The sequence below is a fragment of the Kribbella sp. NPDC051137 genome (assembly GCF_040682535.1).
Taxonomy (GTDB): Bacteria; Actinomycetota; Actinomycetes; order Propionibacteriales; family Kribbellaceae; genus Kribbella; species Kribbella karoonensis.
The window spans coordinates 801,254-815,951 of record NZ_JBFBBI010000003.1 but is presented as its reverse complement, the minus strand read 5'-3'; the positions used below and the strand labels follow the sequence as shown (position 1 = coordinate 815,951).

Annotated in this window: 20 protein-coding genes; 13 read left to right on the top strand and 7 right to left on the bottom strand. The window is 66.7% G+C overall.

What is annotated here, in order from left to right:
• Positions 1-189: 189 nt before the first annotated feature.
• On the top strand, positions 190-2,082 hold the full coding sequence (locus tag AB0M51_RS19045; RefSeq protein ID WP_363749696.1) for a heparinase II/III family protein: 1,893 nt from the start codon (positions 190-192) through the stop codon (positions 2,080-2,082).
• A gap of 5 nt (positions 2,083-2,087) precedes the next feature.
• Here the strand turns inward: AB0M51_RS19045 and AB0M51_RS19040 are convergent, their stop codons facing one another.
• Positions 2,088-2,672: a DUF664 domain-containing protein gene (locus tag AB0M51_RS19040; RefSeq protein WP_344197191.1), complete on the bottom strand. Its 585-nt coding sequence runs from the start codon at positions 2,670-2,672 to the stop codon at positions 2,088-2,090.
• 58 nt (positions 2,673-2,730) lie between these two features.
• Between AB0M51_RS19040 and AB0M51_RS19035 the strand changes: the two genes are divergently transcribed.
• Both AB0M51_RS19035 and AB0M51_RS19030 read left to right on the top strand, forming a co-directional pair.
• The gene (locus AB0M51_RS19035; protein ID WP_363749695.1) at positions 2,731-3,213 is read left to right on the top strand and encodes a hypothetical protein; all 483 of its coding nucleotides are present in this window, start codon (positions 2,731-2,733) and stop codon (positions 3,211-3,213) included.
• A 9-nt stretch (positions 3,214-3,222) separates the two neighbouring features.
• Positions 3,223-3,687, top strand: a complete 465-nt coding sequence (locus tag AB0M51_RS19030) for an NUDIX hydrolase (protein ID WP_344197186.1) — start codon at positions 3,223-3,225, stop codon at positions 3,685-3,687.
• 4 nt (positions 3,688-3,691) lie between these two features.
• Here the strand turns inward: AB0M51_RS19030 and AB0M51_RS19025 are convergent, their stop codons facing one another.
• Positions 3,692-4,252 carry a GNAT family N-acetyltransferase gene (locus AB0M51_RS19025; protein WP_344197184.1) on the bottom strand — a complete coding sequence of 187 codons (561 nt, stop codon included), beginning with the start codon at positions 4,250-4,252 and terminating at the stop codon, positions 3,692-3,694.
• 126 nt (positions 4,253-4,378) lie between these two features.
• On the opposite strand from AB0M51_RS19025, the gene AB0M51_RS19020 reads away from it, so the two are divergent.
• The 3 genes from AB0M51_RS19020 to AB0M51_RS19010 are packed head-to-tail and all read left to right on the top strand — an operon-like array spanning position 4,379 to position 5,819.
• Complete coding sequence (locus AB0M51_RS19020; protein WP_344197182.1) at positions 4,379-4,735, top strand: YciI family protein; 357 nt, start codon at positions 4,379-4,381, stop codon at positions 4,733-4,735.
• Between the two features lie 41 nt (positions 4,736-4,776).
• Entirely contained in the window at positions 4,777-5,292 is a 516-nt protein-coding gene (locus tag AB0M51_RS19015) for an AAA family ATPase (RefSeq protein ID WP_344197180.1), read from the top strand.
• Positions 5,289-5,819 carry a GNAT family N-acetyltransferase gene (locus AB0M51_RS19010; RefSeq protein ID WP_344197178.1) on the top strand — a complete coding sequence of 177 codons (531 nt, stop codon included), beginning with the start codon at positions 5,289-5,291 and terminating at the stop codon, positions 5,817-5,819. The genes AB0M51_RS19015 and AB0M51_RS19010 overlap by 4 nt, the downstream gene beginning before the upstream one ends.
• On the opposite strand, the gene AB0M51_RS19005 is transcribed toward AB0M51_RS19010, so the two are convergent.
• Entirely contained in the window at positions 5,813-6,358 is a 546-nt protein-coding gene (locus tag AB0M51_RS19005; RefSeq protein WP_344197176.1) for an ATP-binding protein, read from the bottom strand. The two genes, AB0M51_RS19010 and AB0M51_RS19005, sit on opposite strands and share 7 nt — an antisense overlap.
• 27 nt (positions 6,359-6,385) lie before the next feature.
• Here AB0M51_RS19005 and AB0M51_RS19000 point away from each other — a divergent pair, with 27 nt between their 5' ends.
• Positions 6,386-6,874: an NUDIX hydrolase gene (locus AB0M51_RS19000; RefSeq protein WP_344197174.1), complete on the top strand. Its 489-nt coding sequence runs from the start codon at positions 6,386-6,388 to the stop codon at positions 6,872-6,874.
• Here the strand turns inward: AB0M51_RS19000 and AB0M51_RS18995 are convergent.
• Positions 6,838-7,389 (bottom strand): hypothetical protein, encoded by a 552-nt coding sequence (locus AB0M51_RS18995; protein WP_344197172.1) that lies wholly within the window; start codon positions 7,387-7,389, stop codon positions 6,838-6,840. The genes AB0M51_RS19000 and AB0M51_RS18995 overlap by 37 nt on opposite strands.
• Before the next feature lie 73 nt (positions 7,390-7,462).
• Between AB0M51_RS18995 and smpB the strand changes: the two genes are divergently transcribed.
• Positions 7,463-7,942, top strand: a complete 480-nt coding sequence (smpB, locus tag AB0M51_RS18990; RefSeq protein ID WP_344197170.1) for an SsrA-binding protein SmpB — start codon at positions 7,463-7,465, stop codon at positions 7,940-7,942.
• A 4-nt stretch (positions 7,943-7,946) separates the two neighbouring features.
• The gene (locus tag AB0M51_RS18985) at positions 7,947-8,468 is read left to right on the top strand and encodes a hypothetical protein (protein WP_344197167.1); all 522 of its coding nucleotides are present in this window, start codon (positions 7,947-7,949) and stop codon (positions 8,466-8,468) included.
• Positions 8,469-8,778: 310 nt separating this feature from the next.
• On the opposite strand, the gene AB0M51_RS18980 is transcribed toward AB0M51_RS18985, so the two are convergent.
• Positions 8,779-9,168: a hypothetical protein gene (locus tag AB0M51_RS18980; RefSeq protein WP_363749694.1), complete on the bottom strand. Its 390-nt coding sequence runs from the start codon at positions 9,166-9,168 to the stop codon at positions 8,779-8,781.
• A 382-nt stretch (positions 9,169-9,550) separates the two neighbouring features.
• On the opposite strand from AB0M51_RS18980, the gene AB0M51_RS18975 reads away from it, so the two are divergent.
• From AB0M51_RS18975 to AB0M51_RS18960, 4 genes are all read left to right on the top strand, one after another.
• Positions 9,551-9,760 carry a hypothetical protein gene (locus AB0M51_RS18975; RefSeq protein ID WP_363749693.1) on the top strand — a complete coding sequence of 70 codons (210 nt, stop codon included), beginning with the start codon at positions 9,551-9,553 and terminating at the stop codon, positions 9,758-9,760.
• A 511-nt stretch (positions 9,761-10,271) separates the two neighbouring features.
• Positions 10,272-11,105 carry a hypothetical protein gene (locus tag AB0M51_RS18970; protein ID WP_363749692.1) on the top strand — a complete coding sequence of 278 codons (834 nt, stop codon included), beginning with the start codon at positions 10,272-10,274 and terminating at the stop codon, positions 11,103-11,105.
• 16 nt (positions 11,106-11,121) lie between these two features.
• Complete coding sequence (locus AB0M51_RS18965; RefSeq protein ID WP_363749691.1) at positions 11,122-11,709, top strand: hypothetical protein; 588 nt, start codon at positions 11,122-11,124, stop codon at positions 11,707-11,709.
• Between the two features lie 690 nt (positions 11,710-12,399).
• The gene (locus AB0M51_RS18960; RefSeq protein ID WP_363749690.1) at positions 12,400-13,797 is read left to right on the top strand and encodes a hypothetical protein; all 1,398 of its coding nucleotides are present in this window, start codon (positions 12,400-12,402) and stop codon (positions 13,795-13,797) included.
• 353 nt (positions 13,798-14,150) lie between these two features.
• Here the strand turns inward: AB0M51_RS18960 and AB0M51_RS18955 are convergent, their stop codons facing one another.
• Both AB0M51_RS18955 and AB0M51_RS18950 read right to left on the bottom strand, forming a co-directional pair.
• Positions 14,151-14,468 carry a hypothetical protein gene (locus tag AB0M51_RS18955; RefSeq protein WP_363749689.1) on the bottom strand — a complete coding sequence of 106 codons (318 nt, stop codon included), beginning with the start codon at positions 14,466-14,468 and terminating at the stop codon, positions 14,151-14,153.
• Complete coding sequence (locus AB0M51_RS18950) at positions 14,465-14,635, bottom strand: hypothetical protein (RefSeq protein ID WP_363749688.1); 171 nt, start codon at positions 14,633-14,635, stop codon at positions 14,465-14,467. The genes AB0M51_RS18955 and AB0M51_RS18950 overlap by 4 nt, the downstream gene beginning before the upstream one ends.
• Positions 14,636-14,698: the final 63 nt, after the last annotated feature.

Sequence of the window (14,698 nt, the reverse complement as noted above, 5' to 3'; positions counted from 1 at the left end):
GTGCTCGCGACATCTATTGGGTAGAACAACCGATCTGGCCTGGGGGGAACCGATCGCGACGAGCTGACGGCTTGATGCCAGCAGCAACCTTTGACGCCGCACGGTCAGATCCATCACCACACCGCACTTGCTTTCGGCACCGGTCTGCCCGAATTCAGGTATAGGCCAGAACTGGACAAGGGGGAGACGATGCCCGCGAGACATCTGCGCACCAGGACGACGCTGCGACTCACGGCCGCACTGCTCGCGAGCGCCGCCGTACTGGCCGTCGTGCTGGTCGCGCCGTGGGGCGGGACCGAGCCGGAGGCGGCGCCGGACCCGACCATGAGCCAGACCCCCGAACCGCCGACCCCACCACCGACGACGCCGGTGCGGCGCGACGTCTACACGTGTCCGGCGTACAGCGGGATCGATCGGACGAACCCGCTCGCCAACCTGTACAAGGACACCTTCACCTGGGGTACGACGCCACCGACCAAGGTCGGCGACGGCCGCGGCAACATCAACTGGCGACTGAACCCGGACAACAACCCGAGCTGGTACATGTGGCTGCACTCGCTTCGTTGGCTCGGGCAAGGAATCGCGGCCGGCGGACGCGGCGACAAGGCCGCGCTTCAGCGGGTCAGCACGATCGCCCGGGACTGGGTGAACGACAACCCCTACTCGTGGAAGTCCGACGTCGGCGCGTACGAGTCGACGATGCACCGCACCAACGTGCTGATCTGCCTGCGCCAGGCGGTGCTGTCGGGGCTGCACGTCGGAAAGTTGCCGCTCACGTATGCCTGGCTCGACAAGGCGCTGCTCGACCACGCGTGGTTCCTGCAGAAGAACTACAGCGGCGACTGGAACCACGGCACCGACGAGAGCATCGCGCTGTTCGGGATCGGCTGCACGTTGATGCGGAGCGATCTGAAGAAGGTCGCCGCCAACCGGCTGACCACCGCGATCAAGACCTCGATCGACACCCAGGGGTCGACCAACGAACAGTCGACCGGGTACGCCCAGTTCAACTACGCCCTGTGGGGCCGTGCGGTCGACGTCCTACGGAAGTGCGGAGTGGACCCCGGGACGACGATCATGGCGCGCCGGCGGGAGCTCGCGAAGTGGCTCGCACTGGCGACGAACTCGCTCGGGAACCTGCCCCAGCTCGGCGACTCCGAGGTGGTCAGGACGGTGCCGGTCACGGGGACGGTGCTCGAGTACGCCGGTACGCTCGGCGCGCGCGGGATCCGTCCGACGCAGCGGATCGGGATCTTCGACGCCGGGTACATCTTCGGGCGGACCGGGTGGGGCGAGACGCGGGCCTTCACGCAGGAGTCGACGTACAGCATCCGGTTCGGCCCGTCGCAGAAGCTGCACGGGCACAACGACCACACGTCGATCACGTACACCTCGCACGGGCGCGACATCCTGATCGACGGCGGGCACGCCGGGTACAAGGCGGACGACTGGCGATTCTGGGCGAGAAGCCAGTTCGCGCACAACGAGCTGACCGTGAAGTCGGCGACCGGGCATCCGGAGACCGAGCTGGTGCGGTCGTCGCTCAAGGCGACGTCGGAGTTCTACGAACTGCACGACTCACCGGGGGCGGGCGTCGACCGGACCCGGGACGTGCTCGTACTGAAGGACCCGGACCTGATGGTGGTGCTGGATCGCGGCACGTCGGACGCGGAGCAGGAGTACTCCGCGCTGTGGCATCTGCCGGCGGACCAGCAGGTGGTTGTCAGCGGCAACGACCGGGCGGTGGCGGCACGGCCGGGTGATCGGGTGAAGACGACGTTGCTGCAGATCCCGTACCGGCAGGAGACGACGCCGATCGAGGTGACCAGCGGGGAGCAGGACCCGATCCAGGGCTGGCACTACAGGACCATCGACAAGCGGCAGCCGGCGCCGGTGGTGAAGTTCAACCGGTCCGGGGAGAACGCGACCGTGCTGTCCGTGATCGCGCCGACGCGCAGCAATGCGAAGGTCTCGTACACGACCTCGTGGCGGGGTGACCGGATGCTGCTGAACCTGACCGTGGACGGGACGACGACGGTGGTCGGCGTCGCGCCGGACGGGACGCTGCAGCGGGTCAAGTAGCCGCGTCAGGCGGTCTTCGGGCCGACGGGCTTCCAGTCGCGCGGCGGGTCCTCACCGACCCGGCCGTCGACGGCCTCACGGATCAGGTCCGCGTGCCCGGTGTGCCGCCCGTACTCCTCGACCAGGTCGCACACGAGCCGCCGCAGGCTCGCGTGCTGCCCGTCCGGCCAGGCGATGTCGGCCGGCTGATCGAGCCCGCCGTCAGCGATCGCCGCGGCCAGCGTCGCCCGCGACCGCGCAACCGCGCCGTCCCACAGCGCGTACAACTCCTCCGGGGTGTCGTCGACGGCCGAGTTGAACTCCCAGTCGTTGTCGTCCCGCCACCCGTTCTCCAGCCACGGCCCGCCCATCGGCTTCCCACGGAACTTCACGTCGAACAGGTAGTCCTCGTTCGCCGCCAGGTGCTTCAGCAACCCGCCGAGCGTGATCGACGAGGCCCCGATCCGGGTGTTGAGGCCCTCGGTATCGAGCCCGTCCACCTTGTACCGGAACGTCGTTCGCAACCGGTCCAACGCCCCCACCAGCTGCCCGGCGTCATCGCCGGCCACCGGCGGCTCCCACCACGGAGAAACCCACTCGCTCTCAGCCATGCTCCGCACGCTAACCCCCATTCCGGACGCTCGCCTTCCGTAACGGCATACTCCCCTCATGCCCGATTGCCCGAGCTGCGGCCGCGCCCTCGACGCGCATAACCGCCACCACCGCTTCACCCTGCCAACCCCTGTGCTGGCCCTGCCGGACCGCGACCACACCCCCGGCACCTGGTTGAGCCATGGCACAGCTGAGGAATCCGTGATGATGCAGGTCCCCGGCGTGGGCGCGTTCGTCCGAGCGCTGCTCCCGGTCCAGCTCGACGGCGGCTTCAAGGTCACGTACGGCCTCTGGCTCGGAATCCACCCGGACCAGCTACCGCAGACGTTCGCGGTCTGGTGGGAGCCGGAGTACGCCGACCTCCGCCTGGACGGCGTGGTCGCCAACGAGATCGCCCCGTGGGGCCTGTTCCCCACCCCCGCGACCGCCACCGTCCGCGACCCCGACCACACCCCCTACATCACCACCTCCCCCGATGCCCTGCTCACCAACGTCCTCACCCAGACCTGGCCCCACGAGGACGTGCTCGCACACCTGTAGAGTTCCGGGATGCAGCAGTACGCGGGCGTGATCGCGCGGTACGACGGGCTGGTCGCGCTGGTGCGTGAGGAGTACCACGCGTGGGGCGCGCCGCACTGGAACCTCCCGAGCGGAGCCGTCGAGGACGGCGAAACCCCAGCGGCCGGCGCGGTCCGGGAGCTGCGGGAGGAGTCGGGTCTACACGTGTCCGCGGACGATCTCGAACTCGTCTGGAGAACGCAGACGACGGCCGACGGGCGTGTCACCTCACAGTCCTGGAACTACGTCGTCGACGTAGCTGACCCCGGGTTCGCAATCGACGACCCGGACGGCTTGGTGATGGAGGCGGGCTGGTTCACCCCCGAGGACGCCGTACGTCGGCTCGGCCTGATGCCGTACCCGCCGATCGCTGTGCCCGCGGTCGACTACCTCACCCACGGCTTGAGCGGTCGGGCCTGGAGCTTCATCCTCAATGGAGACGAGTGGAGCTGGTAGCCGCTCAGACGGTCCGGCGGACGACGATGTTGCGTTTCGCGGTAGTGCGGGCTTCGGCGTAAGGGGTGAAGCCGGCGGCGAGGAATGTGCTCAGGACGCCGCGGCCGGGGTCCCCGGGCATGGACATGACCGGGTACGCCTCGACCAGCCGGGCGCCAGAGGTGCGGGCGTGGTCGACGGCGGCCTCGACCATCGGTGTGGTCAGGCCGCGGCCGCGGTAGCCGTTCTTCACGAACAGGCAGTTGATCGCCCAGATCGACGGGTCGTCCACGTCATCGATCGGAAGCGTGCGCGAGTGCACGATCGCGTAGTACTCGCTCCGCGGCGCAACCGCGCACCAGACCGCCGGGCGCTGGTCGACGTACCCGATCAGGCCGACCGGCTCACCGGCGCGGACGAACTCCTCGAGCGCGGCGCGGTTCTCCGCGTTGCCGTTCGCCGCGACCACCGCGGAAGGCAGCCGGCGGGCCATGCACCAGCAGCCGCGGGTCCCGCCGCTGGGGCCGAAGAGCTCCACCAGGTCGTCCCAGCGCTCCTCGTCTGCTACACGAGTAACCAGCTCCATTCACGCATTCAAGCACGCGACCTCGACACAATGGGACGAGATTCTGCGGAGCAGCTGTCGGATCCGGGGTGCGGCGTTCGTTGCAGGGGTGAGCGGCGACCGTCGCCGAGGACAAGGAGTGATGAGATGTCGCGGTACCTGATCTCGTTCGAGAACGGCGCTATGGACCACATCCCGGAGGAGGACTTCCCGGAGGTGGGCAAGGCTGCGCACGCCGTCGTCCGCGAGGCGCAGGAGGCCGGCGTACTGCGGTTCACCGGCGGGTTCGACTACTCCGCCGGTGTGGGACACGCCGTGGTCGGCACGGACGGGCTGGTGATGGACGGCCCGTACCCGGAGAGCAAGGAGCTGATCGGCGGGGTGATGATCGTCTCGGTCCCGACCCGCGAGGAGGCGCTCGTCTGGGCCGGGAAGATCGCCGCCGCCTGCCGCTGCCCGCAGGACGTCCGGATGTTCATGGACGACCCCGAGCTGGTCGACTGAATCGCGTTGCCGTCGACCGGGCGGACCGGGATCATCGCAGGGTGCAGACAGCTCTCGTACTCTCCGGCCCGCCGGGCGTCGGCAAGACCACGGTCGGCTGGCGGGTGTTCGACCGCTGCATCGATCTCGAACTCGCGCCGGCCTTCGCGGACCTGGACCTGCTCGGCGCCGCCTGGCCGCCGCCGGCCGACGACCCGCACCAGGCGCGGCTGAAGGCGACCAACCTGTCGGTCATCTGGTCGAACTACCGCGAGGCCGGTCACCGTCGGCTCGTCGTCGCGGGCGTTGTCGAGAACCCGGCCGAGCGGCGACTGCTGGAAACGGCCGTCGGCGGACCTGTGGTGATCTGCCGCCTGGACGCCTCGGACACCGACCTCGCGGACCGCATCCGGCAGCGAGGTCGCGAGGCCGGTGACAGCCTGGATCACCTTGTCCGGCGTGCGTCCGAGCTGTCCGCCCAGCTCAGCGCCGACGACATCAGCGACTACACAGTCAGTACCGCGGACCGCACGATCGACGCGGTCGCCGACGAAGTCGTCCGGCGGTGGCTCCCGTGAAGAGCGAGCTTCAGTCCGTCGCCTGGCCGCCTGCCCCGATCACGACCGAGCGCCTCGTACTGCGTGAGCCCGAGGCCCGGGACCGTACGGCGTTCATCGAACTGCTCGCCTCGCCAGAGGTCGGCACGTACGTCGGCGGCGCCCAGCCGCGGGATCTACTCGAGGAGAAACTCCCGCAGGTACCAGGTCGCCGTACCGGATTGTTCGTCGTGGAGCTCGACGGCGCGATGATCGGCACTGTCACCCTCGACCAGCGCGACGCGGACGAACCGCGGTCCGATCTCGCCGAAGTCGAACTGGGTTACCTGTTCCTGCCGTCGTCCTGGGGTCGCGGCTACGCAGCCGAGGCCTGCGCGGCGGCGCTCGCCTGGTTCGCCGACGCGCGCCCCGGAGTGCCGGTGGTCCTCAGCACGCAGACCGCCAACACCGCATCGATGCGTCTGGCAACCAAACTCGGCTTCACCGAGGTAGAACGCTACGAAGCCTGGGGCGCCGAGCAGTGGCTGGCGCTCTGGACGTCCTACTGATTCAGGTAGGCGTCGACCTCAGGGAGCACGTCGGCGAGCGGGCGGTCCATGTTCAGCTGGAGGTAGTTGTCCGCGGGGCGGTGCACCTTCTCCATCCATGCGCGGAACACGGTTTCGCCGTCCACGGGTTCGTTTCCGGCATCCGCCGGCGGTTGGTCCAGGCTGGGCCGGTGCGTACGCAGCCGCGGCCGCTGCCGGAGCCGCTCGTCCAGCTGCTTCAGGTCGTGCACCTGACACTCGACGTACCGGTAGACCGCGCCTTGCTCCGCGGCGATAGCGGTCCCCTTGTCCACGATCCGTTGCCAGCCGCACGGACTGTCCATCACCACGTCCCGCCCCTGGGCGAGCAGGTGCCCTGCCATCGCGTACATCACCTCGTACGCCGCCTTGGTGCTCGCGCCGAGGTCGAACCCCGCGTCGAGAACGGCCGACTTGATCACGTCGTAGTCGACCGCGACTGCACCGTACTTCGCGACGACATGCGCAGCCACCGTCGACTTCCCGGCCCCCGGCACGCCTGACATCTGAAGCAGGAACATCCGATCCTCCTGTGCTTGGCTGGCGAGGTGAGTGCCGATCATTTCACCGCGAAGCTCCCGACCAAGCGGATGGCCGCGGACTGCCTGTTCACCGACGGCGCGGACCGGCTGCTGATCCTCAAGCCGCCGTACAAGCCGACCTGGGACCTCCCCGGCGGAGCGGTCGAACGTGACGAGTCGCCGCGCGCCGCGCCTCGGCGTGAGGTGTTCGAGGAGATCGGGCTCGAGGTGGAGCCTGGCGCGCTGCTCGCGGTCGACTGGATCGCTCGATCCGGCGACTTCTCCGAGGTTGTCGCCCTGCTCTTCGACGGCGGGGTGCTGTCGCCGGGAGACGTCGAGCGGATCACGCTGCAGGCGGACGAAGCGGCCGAGTTCCGGTTCGTGCCGCTCGAGGAGGCCGCGCGGCTTCTCGATCCTGAGCAGTACGCCCGCGTTGCGGCGTGTCGACGTACCGGCGGGACGGTCTATCTGGAGAACGGTCAGGTGTCGTACCCGAGGCCGTCCCAGGGCGCGTAGTACGCGATGAAGTCGCCTGGTTCGATGTGGATCGAGTACTGACCTTCGAACTGGTCGAGGATCCAGCCGAAGGTGGTGCCGTCGACCTTCGTGGTGAACGGCGCTACGTCGATGGGTTCGAGTTTGTAGTTGCCCAGCTCGGCGAGGCGGGACTTGATCAGCGCATCCGCGCCGGCGGAGGCCGCTTGGGCGGGTGGTACGCCGGGGGTACGGCGTACCACGTCGGCCTTCACCTCGTCGAACGTGCCGTCTGCGTTCCACAGGTACAGGCCGACGTAGCCGGCGTTGCCCGCGAACAGCTCGTCGCTGAGGAAGAACTTCCGGCCGTCCTGCGCAGTACCGGCGTACGGCACGTGGTAATCGTCAGGCACGATCCGGAACCGCTGCGGCGCCACCTCGCGCGTCGGCTCCGGCGTCGACTTTGCGGTCGGCTGTGGCGTCGGCGTGCGCGCCGGATTGACCGACGTACATCCGGTGAGCGCGACGGCCCCCAACAGCGCAAGCCCAACCCGCACCTGCTCACCCCCTCCGAGTGAGGAAGTGTTGCCTGGTCTGGGGGCCGTGTCCACTACAGGGCAGAATCGGTGTGTGAAGAAACCCGACGCCAACCCCGTGGTCGCCCGGAACCGGAAGGCTGCGCACGAGTACCAGCTGGGCGAGTCCTGGGAGGCCGGGATCGTGCTGCAGGGTCCCGAGGTGAAGGCGCTCCGGGCCGGGCGGGCCTCGCTGGTCGGCGGGTTCGCGATGGTCGAGGAGCGGGAGATCTGGCTGCACGGCGTACACATCCCGCAGTACTCCCAGTCGCGCTGGTTCGAAGGCGGGTCCCGTCGCAAGCGGAAACTGCTGCTGCACCGCGCCCAGATCGACAAGATCGAACGCAAGGTCAACGAGAGCGGCCTGACGATCGTCCCGATCACCCTGTACTTCAAGGACGGCCACGCCAAGGTCGAGATCGCCCTGGCGCGCGGCAAGAAGACCTGGGACAAACGCCAGACCCTCGCCGAACGCGAAGCCACCCGCGAAGCCCAACGAGCCCTCCACCGTCGCCTCAAGGGCCGCTCGGACTGACATCGTGCCGGACTACACCATGCCGCCGGAGACGGCGCGGACGCTGATCGCGGCCTTGCAAACGCACGGAGTCGACGCCTGCGTCGGCGGCGGCTGGGCGGTCGACGCGCTCGTCGGTCGCCAGACGCGAACGCACGCCGATCTCGACCTCTGGGTCGACGCGGCCGACTTCGAAGCTCTCGTCGCCGCACTCGCCACCGAAGGCATGGACCGCCTCCACCCCTGGCCCGGCGACCGCCCCTGGAACTTCGTCCTCCACGACGGCACCAGCCGCCGCCTGGACCTCCACCTGTACGAACGGTTACCCGACGGCCGCCTCCACTACGGCAGCGTCAACACACCGTTCCTCTTCACCCCCGAGGACCTCTCAGGCCGCGGCGAAATTGCCGGCCTCCCGGTCCGCTGCGAACACCCGGAGTTCGCCCTACAGAACCACACCGGCTACGAACTCCGCGAAACCGACCACCACGACATCACCCTCCTCCACAAACACTTCCCCCACCAACCACCCGAAGGCACTCACTAGTCCGCGGTCACCGGGAAGGACGCGCGGCATGCCCAATGGCGCCGCCCTTCCGCGGCGGCATGGTTACGCGTCCTGCGTGTCAGCCAGCACCGAACCACGAAGGGGTTCTTCGTGACCGTGCACTTCGAGCGACCAGAGCTCCTCACCAGGTTCAGAGAAGTTCCTCGTCCTGAAGCTGAAGCCCGTCAGCAATCTCGCGCGGCCGGCCGTGGCGCTGCAGCAGAGCTGGCACGACCTGGACCTGGAGAGATTCCGCCGCAGCCACGGTCAAGGGGTACCGCAGATACGTCTCGATCTGTCTGCCGATCAGTCAGACAATTAGCTTGATGCTGAGCGGGCTCATGTCGTTGTCAGTCGGTACGACGTCGAATCCCGAGGCCACGAGCACGCGCATCAGGGCGTCGTACATCGCTTCCGCGATCGCGCCATGGAGCGTGAGAGCTGGGTGCGTCCAGTCTTGAGCGAGCAGCGGCGCGGAGAAGTCCTCAACGAGTTCTCCGCCCACGTGCCAGCCGACGTACACGCCTCCGCCCTCGTCGGCTCGAAACGGGTCTACCACGATCTCCACGCCGGGGATCGAGGTGCCCACACCCTCGGCGACGTGCACGGCGAAGCCTGCTCGGGTCAGCGCCGATGCCATCGACGCGGCTGCCGCCTGCCGCTTCGCAACTTCGGCGTCCGTTGCACGCTCAAGGCTCACCCTCGCCATCATGCCCGAACATGCAGAACCCCAGGTCATCAGTGCTCTGACCTGGGGTGTGGGTCAGCCGCCTGTCGGAATCGAACCGACGACCTTCTCATTAAGAGTCCGTCACGCCGAGTACAGACAGCCCAGCGACTCGCGATCCTGAGCACCCGAACGTGCTCACCGGTCGCGGGTCATTGTGGGCCGTTCGGGGCCGCTCGCGGGCACGTCTCGCCTGGCGTAGCCAGTTTGAAAGTGCGGCCGACTGCCGCCGGACGTCAGCGCTGCCGCCGAAGTCCTCCGAGGTGTCTCTGCTCGGACCGGTCGGATCGAACATGACGGCTACGCACAGACCGGAGTCATCGACAACGCCGGCGATGAGGTCTGGTCTGCCTTCGTGAAGTTCGCGCCTTGGGCCTACGACGCCACCGCTTGGGACATCGCCGGACACGACATCGTGTCGCTCGCCGATGAAGGGCGCTCAGTCGTTGTGCGCCTCAACCGTCAGCAGTACGGCATGATTGCCGCCGAGTTGGCAGACTCCAGGCTGGTACCGAGGGACGAGTGGCGCGGAGTGCTTGAACGACGCCGACACGATCACCCCTGAGTGTCGCCCACACCTGCCCGGTCCCCCGATAGCTGCCAACCCAGGCCAGCGATCGGTGTTCCCAAGCTTCGGGTTCACGATCTGCGCCATACGGTGGCGTCGGTCTGGCTCGGGTCCGGGCTGATCCGAAGGTGGTTCCGCGGATCCTGGGGTACGCGTCGGCGGCACCACGGGGGGCACCGGAGACGATCGAGGCCGGGTACGACGAACTCCCAGCGTCGGAGGGTGGTCTCTGACCTGGGGGTTTGGGTGGAGCCGCCTGTCGGAATTGAACCGACGACCTTCTCATTACGAGTCCCGCGACGGGCGTCCAGCCCTGCTCCGCCAAGAGTGCCAGCGTCACCGCAGAAGGCACGGCACTCCACAGTTGTCTCCTCGCATCCACCGCCTTGTTAGCACCATTGTTAGCAAGTGTGGGAGGTAGCCTCCCTCGGACCGACGACTGTGGCTTTGTACGCAGCGACCCGCGCTCCATGCTGTCGGAACGCCATCATTCCGCTACATTCCGAAGATGGCCACTCGCGGGGTTGGGAAGGTCGCGCGGGCGCGAATCGTGCCCCCGGCACAGCCGTCGTTGCTCACGGATCCAGGCGAAGCAGTTGCGACGGCGCTGTCGTCTGGACTCGCGGTGGAGCGCTACCAGCGCACATGGCGAGTCGGTGGGTTGCAGCGTATCTCTGGCGCACTGGTCGGTAGGCTCGGTTTTGAGAGCACACACGCCGAGGACCTCTGGGATCCAGAGATTCAGGACTTTGAGGAGGTCGAAGTCCCCGGTGGAGTCGCCGCTCCGTTCGCTGTCGGGGTAGATGATCTGCTCGTCGTATTTCAGATCCGCAGCCCTTTTATCCGGATCAACAGCTTCGTGGGTGCACTCCGGACTCTGCTTCGTGAGTCAACCGAGCAAGACGGCTGGACGGTCGAGGCGGTCCAGCAAAGTCAAACGTTCGCTGAGTGGCGGCGGTCCGTCACACGGGTGACCCGTCTCCGCGTGCGCGTTCTGCGCCCCAACCCGAACTACGAAGGCCGGCCGAGCGTTGAAAACCTGATCGAATCCGCCCGCCTAAGCTCCGCCAACCTGGATCTACGATCTGAAGATATCGACACCGACGCGGAGATCGTTCGCGAGCTGCTCGACCATGTCGACCGTGGCTACGGAGACGGCACCGTGGTCGGACAGCGAGAAACCGTCGGTGGCGAGGTGGAGACTGTATATACGACCGGCATGTCCGGGTCGACCGACCTGGCTGAACTACCCGTAGATCCCGAGTCAGGCGAGGTCGACCGCCAGACGCTGGCCGAGGAGTTGAGCCAACTCTCAGAGGAGTTGACCAACCCCGGTGAGTAGGGAGGAGGTTCAGACCATGGCTGACTCGAACAGGCCAGCTGAAGCCGCCCCGCCAGCCAAGACCACAAAAGAGAGCCTGCGCTATACCCCGGCGGGGAGCGTACTGCTGGCATCCGACTTCTTGATCAGCGTGCCGATAGGAGCCGTCCTCGGCTTTCTTGTTGGCCAGATCGACAAGATCGGCGATACCGCGCCAACCATCCTGCTCGCCTATGTCGCTGCGCTGGTCGCACTCGCTGCCATCGTTATCGCCGCTCATACTCTTTTAATCACGCTGCTCAGCCCTGAGTACCTCGTTCTCCTGGAGCACGCCAAAGGTGGCGTCCCTGCTGTGTCTCGGCCATACAAGATCGTGGCGTTTGTCTGCGCAGCCGGTTCGCTAGCGTCGCTAACGGCCGCTCTAGTGTGGCCAGTTCTGCCGAATGGCTACTCCACGACACGTGGACTAGTCTTCGGCGTCTGCACGCTGTTCGCCTCGTGGGGAATTCTCGGATCTACGCAACTCATTGGCCTTGGCGCCTTCCACTTGGAGCGGAGAACGTCGCTCCTTCACATCGTTCGCGACGTGCGACAGCTTCGTGAGCAGAACCGGAAGCAAGCTTAGACATCCAGACCTGCCCCGTCCTCCTGATAGCTGCCAATCCAGGTCAGCACGGTGCGGGTCAAGAGTCGGCTTGCCGATCCCGAAGGGACGCGGAGCGCTCTTGACGCGCGCCGGGCTGGCCGGACAATCGAGCGGCCAGGAGGACGAACCAACCGCCGACAGTTCGTGAGTAGACGATGAGGTCGGGGGTGGGGACTCGGGTTTCCGGGAGACGCAGATGGAAACGCGCGGCGGAGGGCGTCGGCCGGAGGTCGTAAGCCCGGGCCGCGCTGCGCGCCGCTTGCGGCGCGCCTTGATCCTTAAGAGGTCAGCTCGGCAGAGGGCGCGCTCGGGCCGTCGGTCTGAGGGGCGGGCAATCGGGCGGGCTGGTATCTACCGGTCACAAAGATGGCGACTATGGCTAGCAACGGAGTCGCCAGGATGCCGGCGACCCAGGGCTGTCCTGCCAGTGCGAGGGTCACAGTCGCGGCGAGGTCGAGGACTAGAGCACTGAACCCGAGCGTCTGCCCCCGCTTGACCAGCGCGAACGCCTGGCGGGCCTCGTCCTGCCGATTCCATACCGGCAGCCCGCACGAACAGAAGTCCGCCGACTTTTGGCCTGTATCGCACGGGTGGAGACTCGACCGGGCAACACCCAGCCGCGCGCTCCAACTTTCAACGTAGCTCTTCACACCTTCGTATACTGCCCAGATGGGACATTGGTCCGAGAGCCTCGTTGACTACGTCGCTCAACGAGTCGGCGGGCATATTGACCTCCAGACCGTCGAGGATGCCGTTTCCCGAGCGGGCCATGAAGTGGAGATCATGGCCGGCCGCAGCTTCCACGCTCCGCGCCTAGCAACCGAAACCTTCGAGCCCAAGGGCATGCCGTTCGTGGCCCTCCCCGATCTGATTGTCGGCTCACATGAGGCTGTCGACGGGATATGGCCAATTCCTGACCCCGTTGATCCTCAGCACGCCACCATCATGCAGGTCCTGCCCCTCTCAGATCCGAGACCCACGACCTTGACTACCGCCGATGCGCTTAACGTCGCCGGTCAGATCCTCGCTGGTGCAGTACGTTCCGGATTCTTGACGAGTGACCGTGTGCTCCACTGGCTCGGTACGCATGTAGACCCTGTGCAGTTGAACGGACTCCTACGCCGGGCGATGGACCCCACCGTTCGAATCAGCGTGCCGATTCTTGGGGTCCCTGTAGAGGGATGGTGGTTCCAAGTCACTCGCCGCCTGGTTTGGGTAACGGACGCGACCGAGGACGAAGGACGGCTCCTACAACCGCTCCTGGACCCCGCTTTGACCGACGGGCAGAGCTTGCCGCTCGCAGCGTCCGAACCAGTCCTGATCGTGGCTCCGATGACGCAACAACCCGCAGGCTGGGCCTTCAGCGCGAGGATCTGGACCGAGGAGGTTAAGCGTCCGGTCCATCAGTCATGGAGCAGGCTCGCCAAGGCGGTCCATGGCCACGGGATTCCGACAATCACTGTCGACGCGGCATCAACACCGCAAGAGGTCGCGTGCCAGGTCGTCCTAAAGGGCTATTGGCATGGATACGTAGAGGGGCAAGATCCAGGTCTGCTGGACGCCGTAGCTAAGGCCTACGAGAAGCCAGTCGAGCGTGTCCAACGCGGCATCGGTGCACCCGATAAGCGATGGGCTGCCGCCGCGCTGCTTGAGCAACTGATCCGGCCTGGGTTCGATCCAGCTCAAGGCGCCGAGGCTACACGGCGATACGTGCGCCGGAAGGCAAACATCGTCGTCATGCAACACCGGAAGAGCGAGCATCCCGATCGCTATCCCTGGACACAGATCGGGATTAGCGAGCGCCGTTACTACAAGCTTCTGCCGCTTTTCGCTCAGAAGGTCAACGGCCGCTACGACGTCGACCATGACGAAGTAACCGCGCGTATGAGGGAGTACCTCGACGGTGTAGACAGGGAGCGAGCCATTCGAGAAGCCGCGCTCGATGTTCTCCACCAGCGCGGCTTTAGGAAGGAGGCAGCTCGCAAATGGCTTCAGCGGCATCGACCCGAGGAGGCGATACATGCGCGGCCTCGCAACCAACGAACCGGTGACGACACTGTGATCTAGGTTTGAGGTCTAGGCCGCGCCTGATCGCTCCTGGGCCGGCAGTCAACAGCGCTCTCTGCTTGCTAGTTGATCCAGCCGAACCCGCCACATTCTTTGCACGGCTCATGCTCTGGCTCGGTGACTACCTTGCCGTTCTTGATGCGGGTTTTCTGTACGACGATCCATCGCTTGCCGTTGCAGGTGGGGCAGGGCTGTCGCGATGGCTGGTTGGGTTTTGGCATCGCGTGTCCAATCGTTGGGGTCTGGACATGACCGCGCCCTTGCCCAGAGGTGTGAGGACGAGGCCGGGGCAAGGGCGCGGGGTGGTGGGCGTGACCGGCGCGGATGCAGGGATCGGCACGCCGGCCTCGCCGCTATGGGGTGGTGGTGGGGATGACTCGGCCGCCGATGAGGTGTTCGAGGCGGTTCTTCACTTCGACGGGGCTGCCGAGGCTGGCGAAGTGGAGGAGGCTCGGGATCAGGACAGTGGTGATGTCCAGGGCCGTGACCTGTTGCACGAGGCCGTGAAAGGCATCGGGTGCGGTCGACGGGTCTTCGACGTGGATGTAGGTGAGCGCGTAGCCCCATTCGCTGGCGAACCGCGCAACCTCCATGCGGACCCGCTCCAACTCGGAGTCGGTGATCAGGAGGCTTGCGTTGACGTAGCCAACGGCGGCTGGCTTGTCGGTCATTGGCCGGTCGCCTCCTCGTTGGTGACACGAAGGCTCGCGAACCGGCGGCGCATCGCGGCCTCGAAGTCCGACGCAGACGCCGGGTCCGAGACGTGGTCGATGACCAGATGTTCGCCGAGCCAGACGCACACCCGTCGTAGCGGCTGCTCGGTGGCCGGCGCGCTCACAGGACCCGGCTCCGCACCAGCAAGGGGAGGAGGGTTCCGTCCAGGACGGCACCGAGAAGGAGA

Excerpts from the sequence above, each read along its gene's own strand:
- AB0M51_RS19045 (WP_363749696.1), top strand. The coding sequence starts at position 190 with ATGCCCGCGAGACATCTGCGCACCAGGACGACGCTGCGACTCACGGCC.
- AB0M51_RS19040 (WP_344197191.1), bottom strand. The coding sequence starts at position 2,672 with ATGGCTGAGAGCGAGTGGGTTTCTCCGTGGTGGGAGCCGCCGGTGGCC.
- AB0M51_RS19035 (WP_363749695.1), top strand. The coding sequence starts at position 2,731 with ATGCCCGATTGCCCGAGCTGCGGCCGCGCCCTCGACGCGCATAACCGC.
- AB0M51_RS19030 (WP_344197186.1), top strand. The coding sequence starts at position 3,223 with ATGCAGCAGTACGCGGGCGTGATCGCGCGGTACGACGGGCTGGTCGCG.
- AB0M51_RS19025 (WP_344197184.1), bottom strand. The coding sequence starts at position 4,252 with ATGGAGCTGGTTACTCGTGTAGCAGACGAGGAGCGCTGGGACGACCTG.
- AB0M51_RS19020 (WP_344197182.1), top strand. The coding sequence starts at position 4,379 with ATGTCGCGGTACCTGATCTCGTTCGAGAACGGCGCTATGGACCACATC.
- AB0M51_RS19005 (WP_344197176.1), bottom strand. The coding sequence starts at position 6,358 with ATGTTCCTGCTTCAGATGTCAGGCGTGCCGGGGGCCGGGAAGTCGACG.
- AB0M51_RS18970 (WP_363749692.1), top strand. The coding sequence starts at position 10,272 with ATGGCCACTCGCGGGGTTGGGAAGGTCGCGCGGGCGCGAATCGTGCCC.
- AB0M51_RS18965 (WP_363749691.1), top strand. The coding sequence starts at position 11,122 with ATGGCTGACTCGAACAGGCCAGCTGAAGCCGCCCCGCCAGCCAAGACC.
- AB0M51_RS18960 (WP_363749690.1), top strand. The coding sequence starts at position 12,400 with ATGGGACATTGGTCCGAGAGCCTCGTTGACTACGTCGCTCAACGAGTC.
- AB0M51_RS18955 (WP_363749689.1), bottom strand. The coding sequence starts at position 14,468 with ATGACCGACAAGCCAGCCGCCGTTGGCTACGTCAACGCAAGCCTCCTG.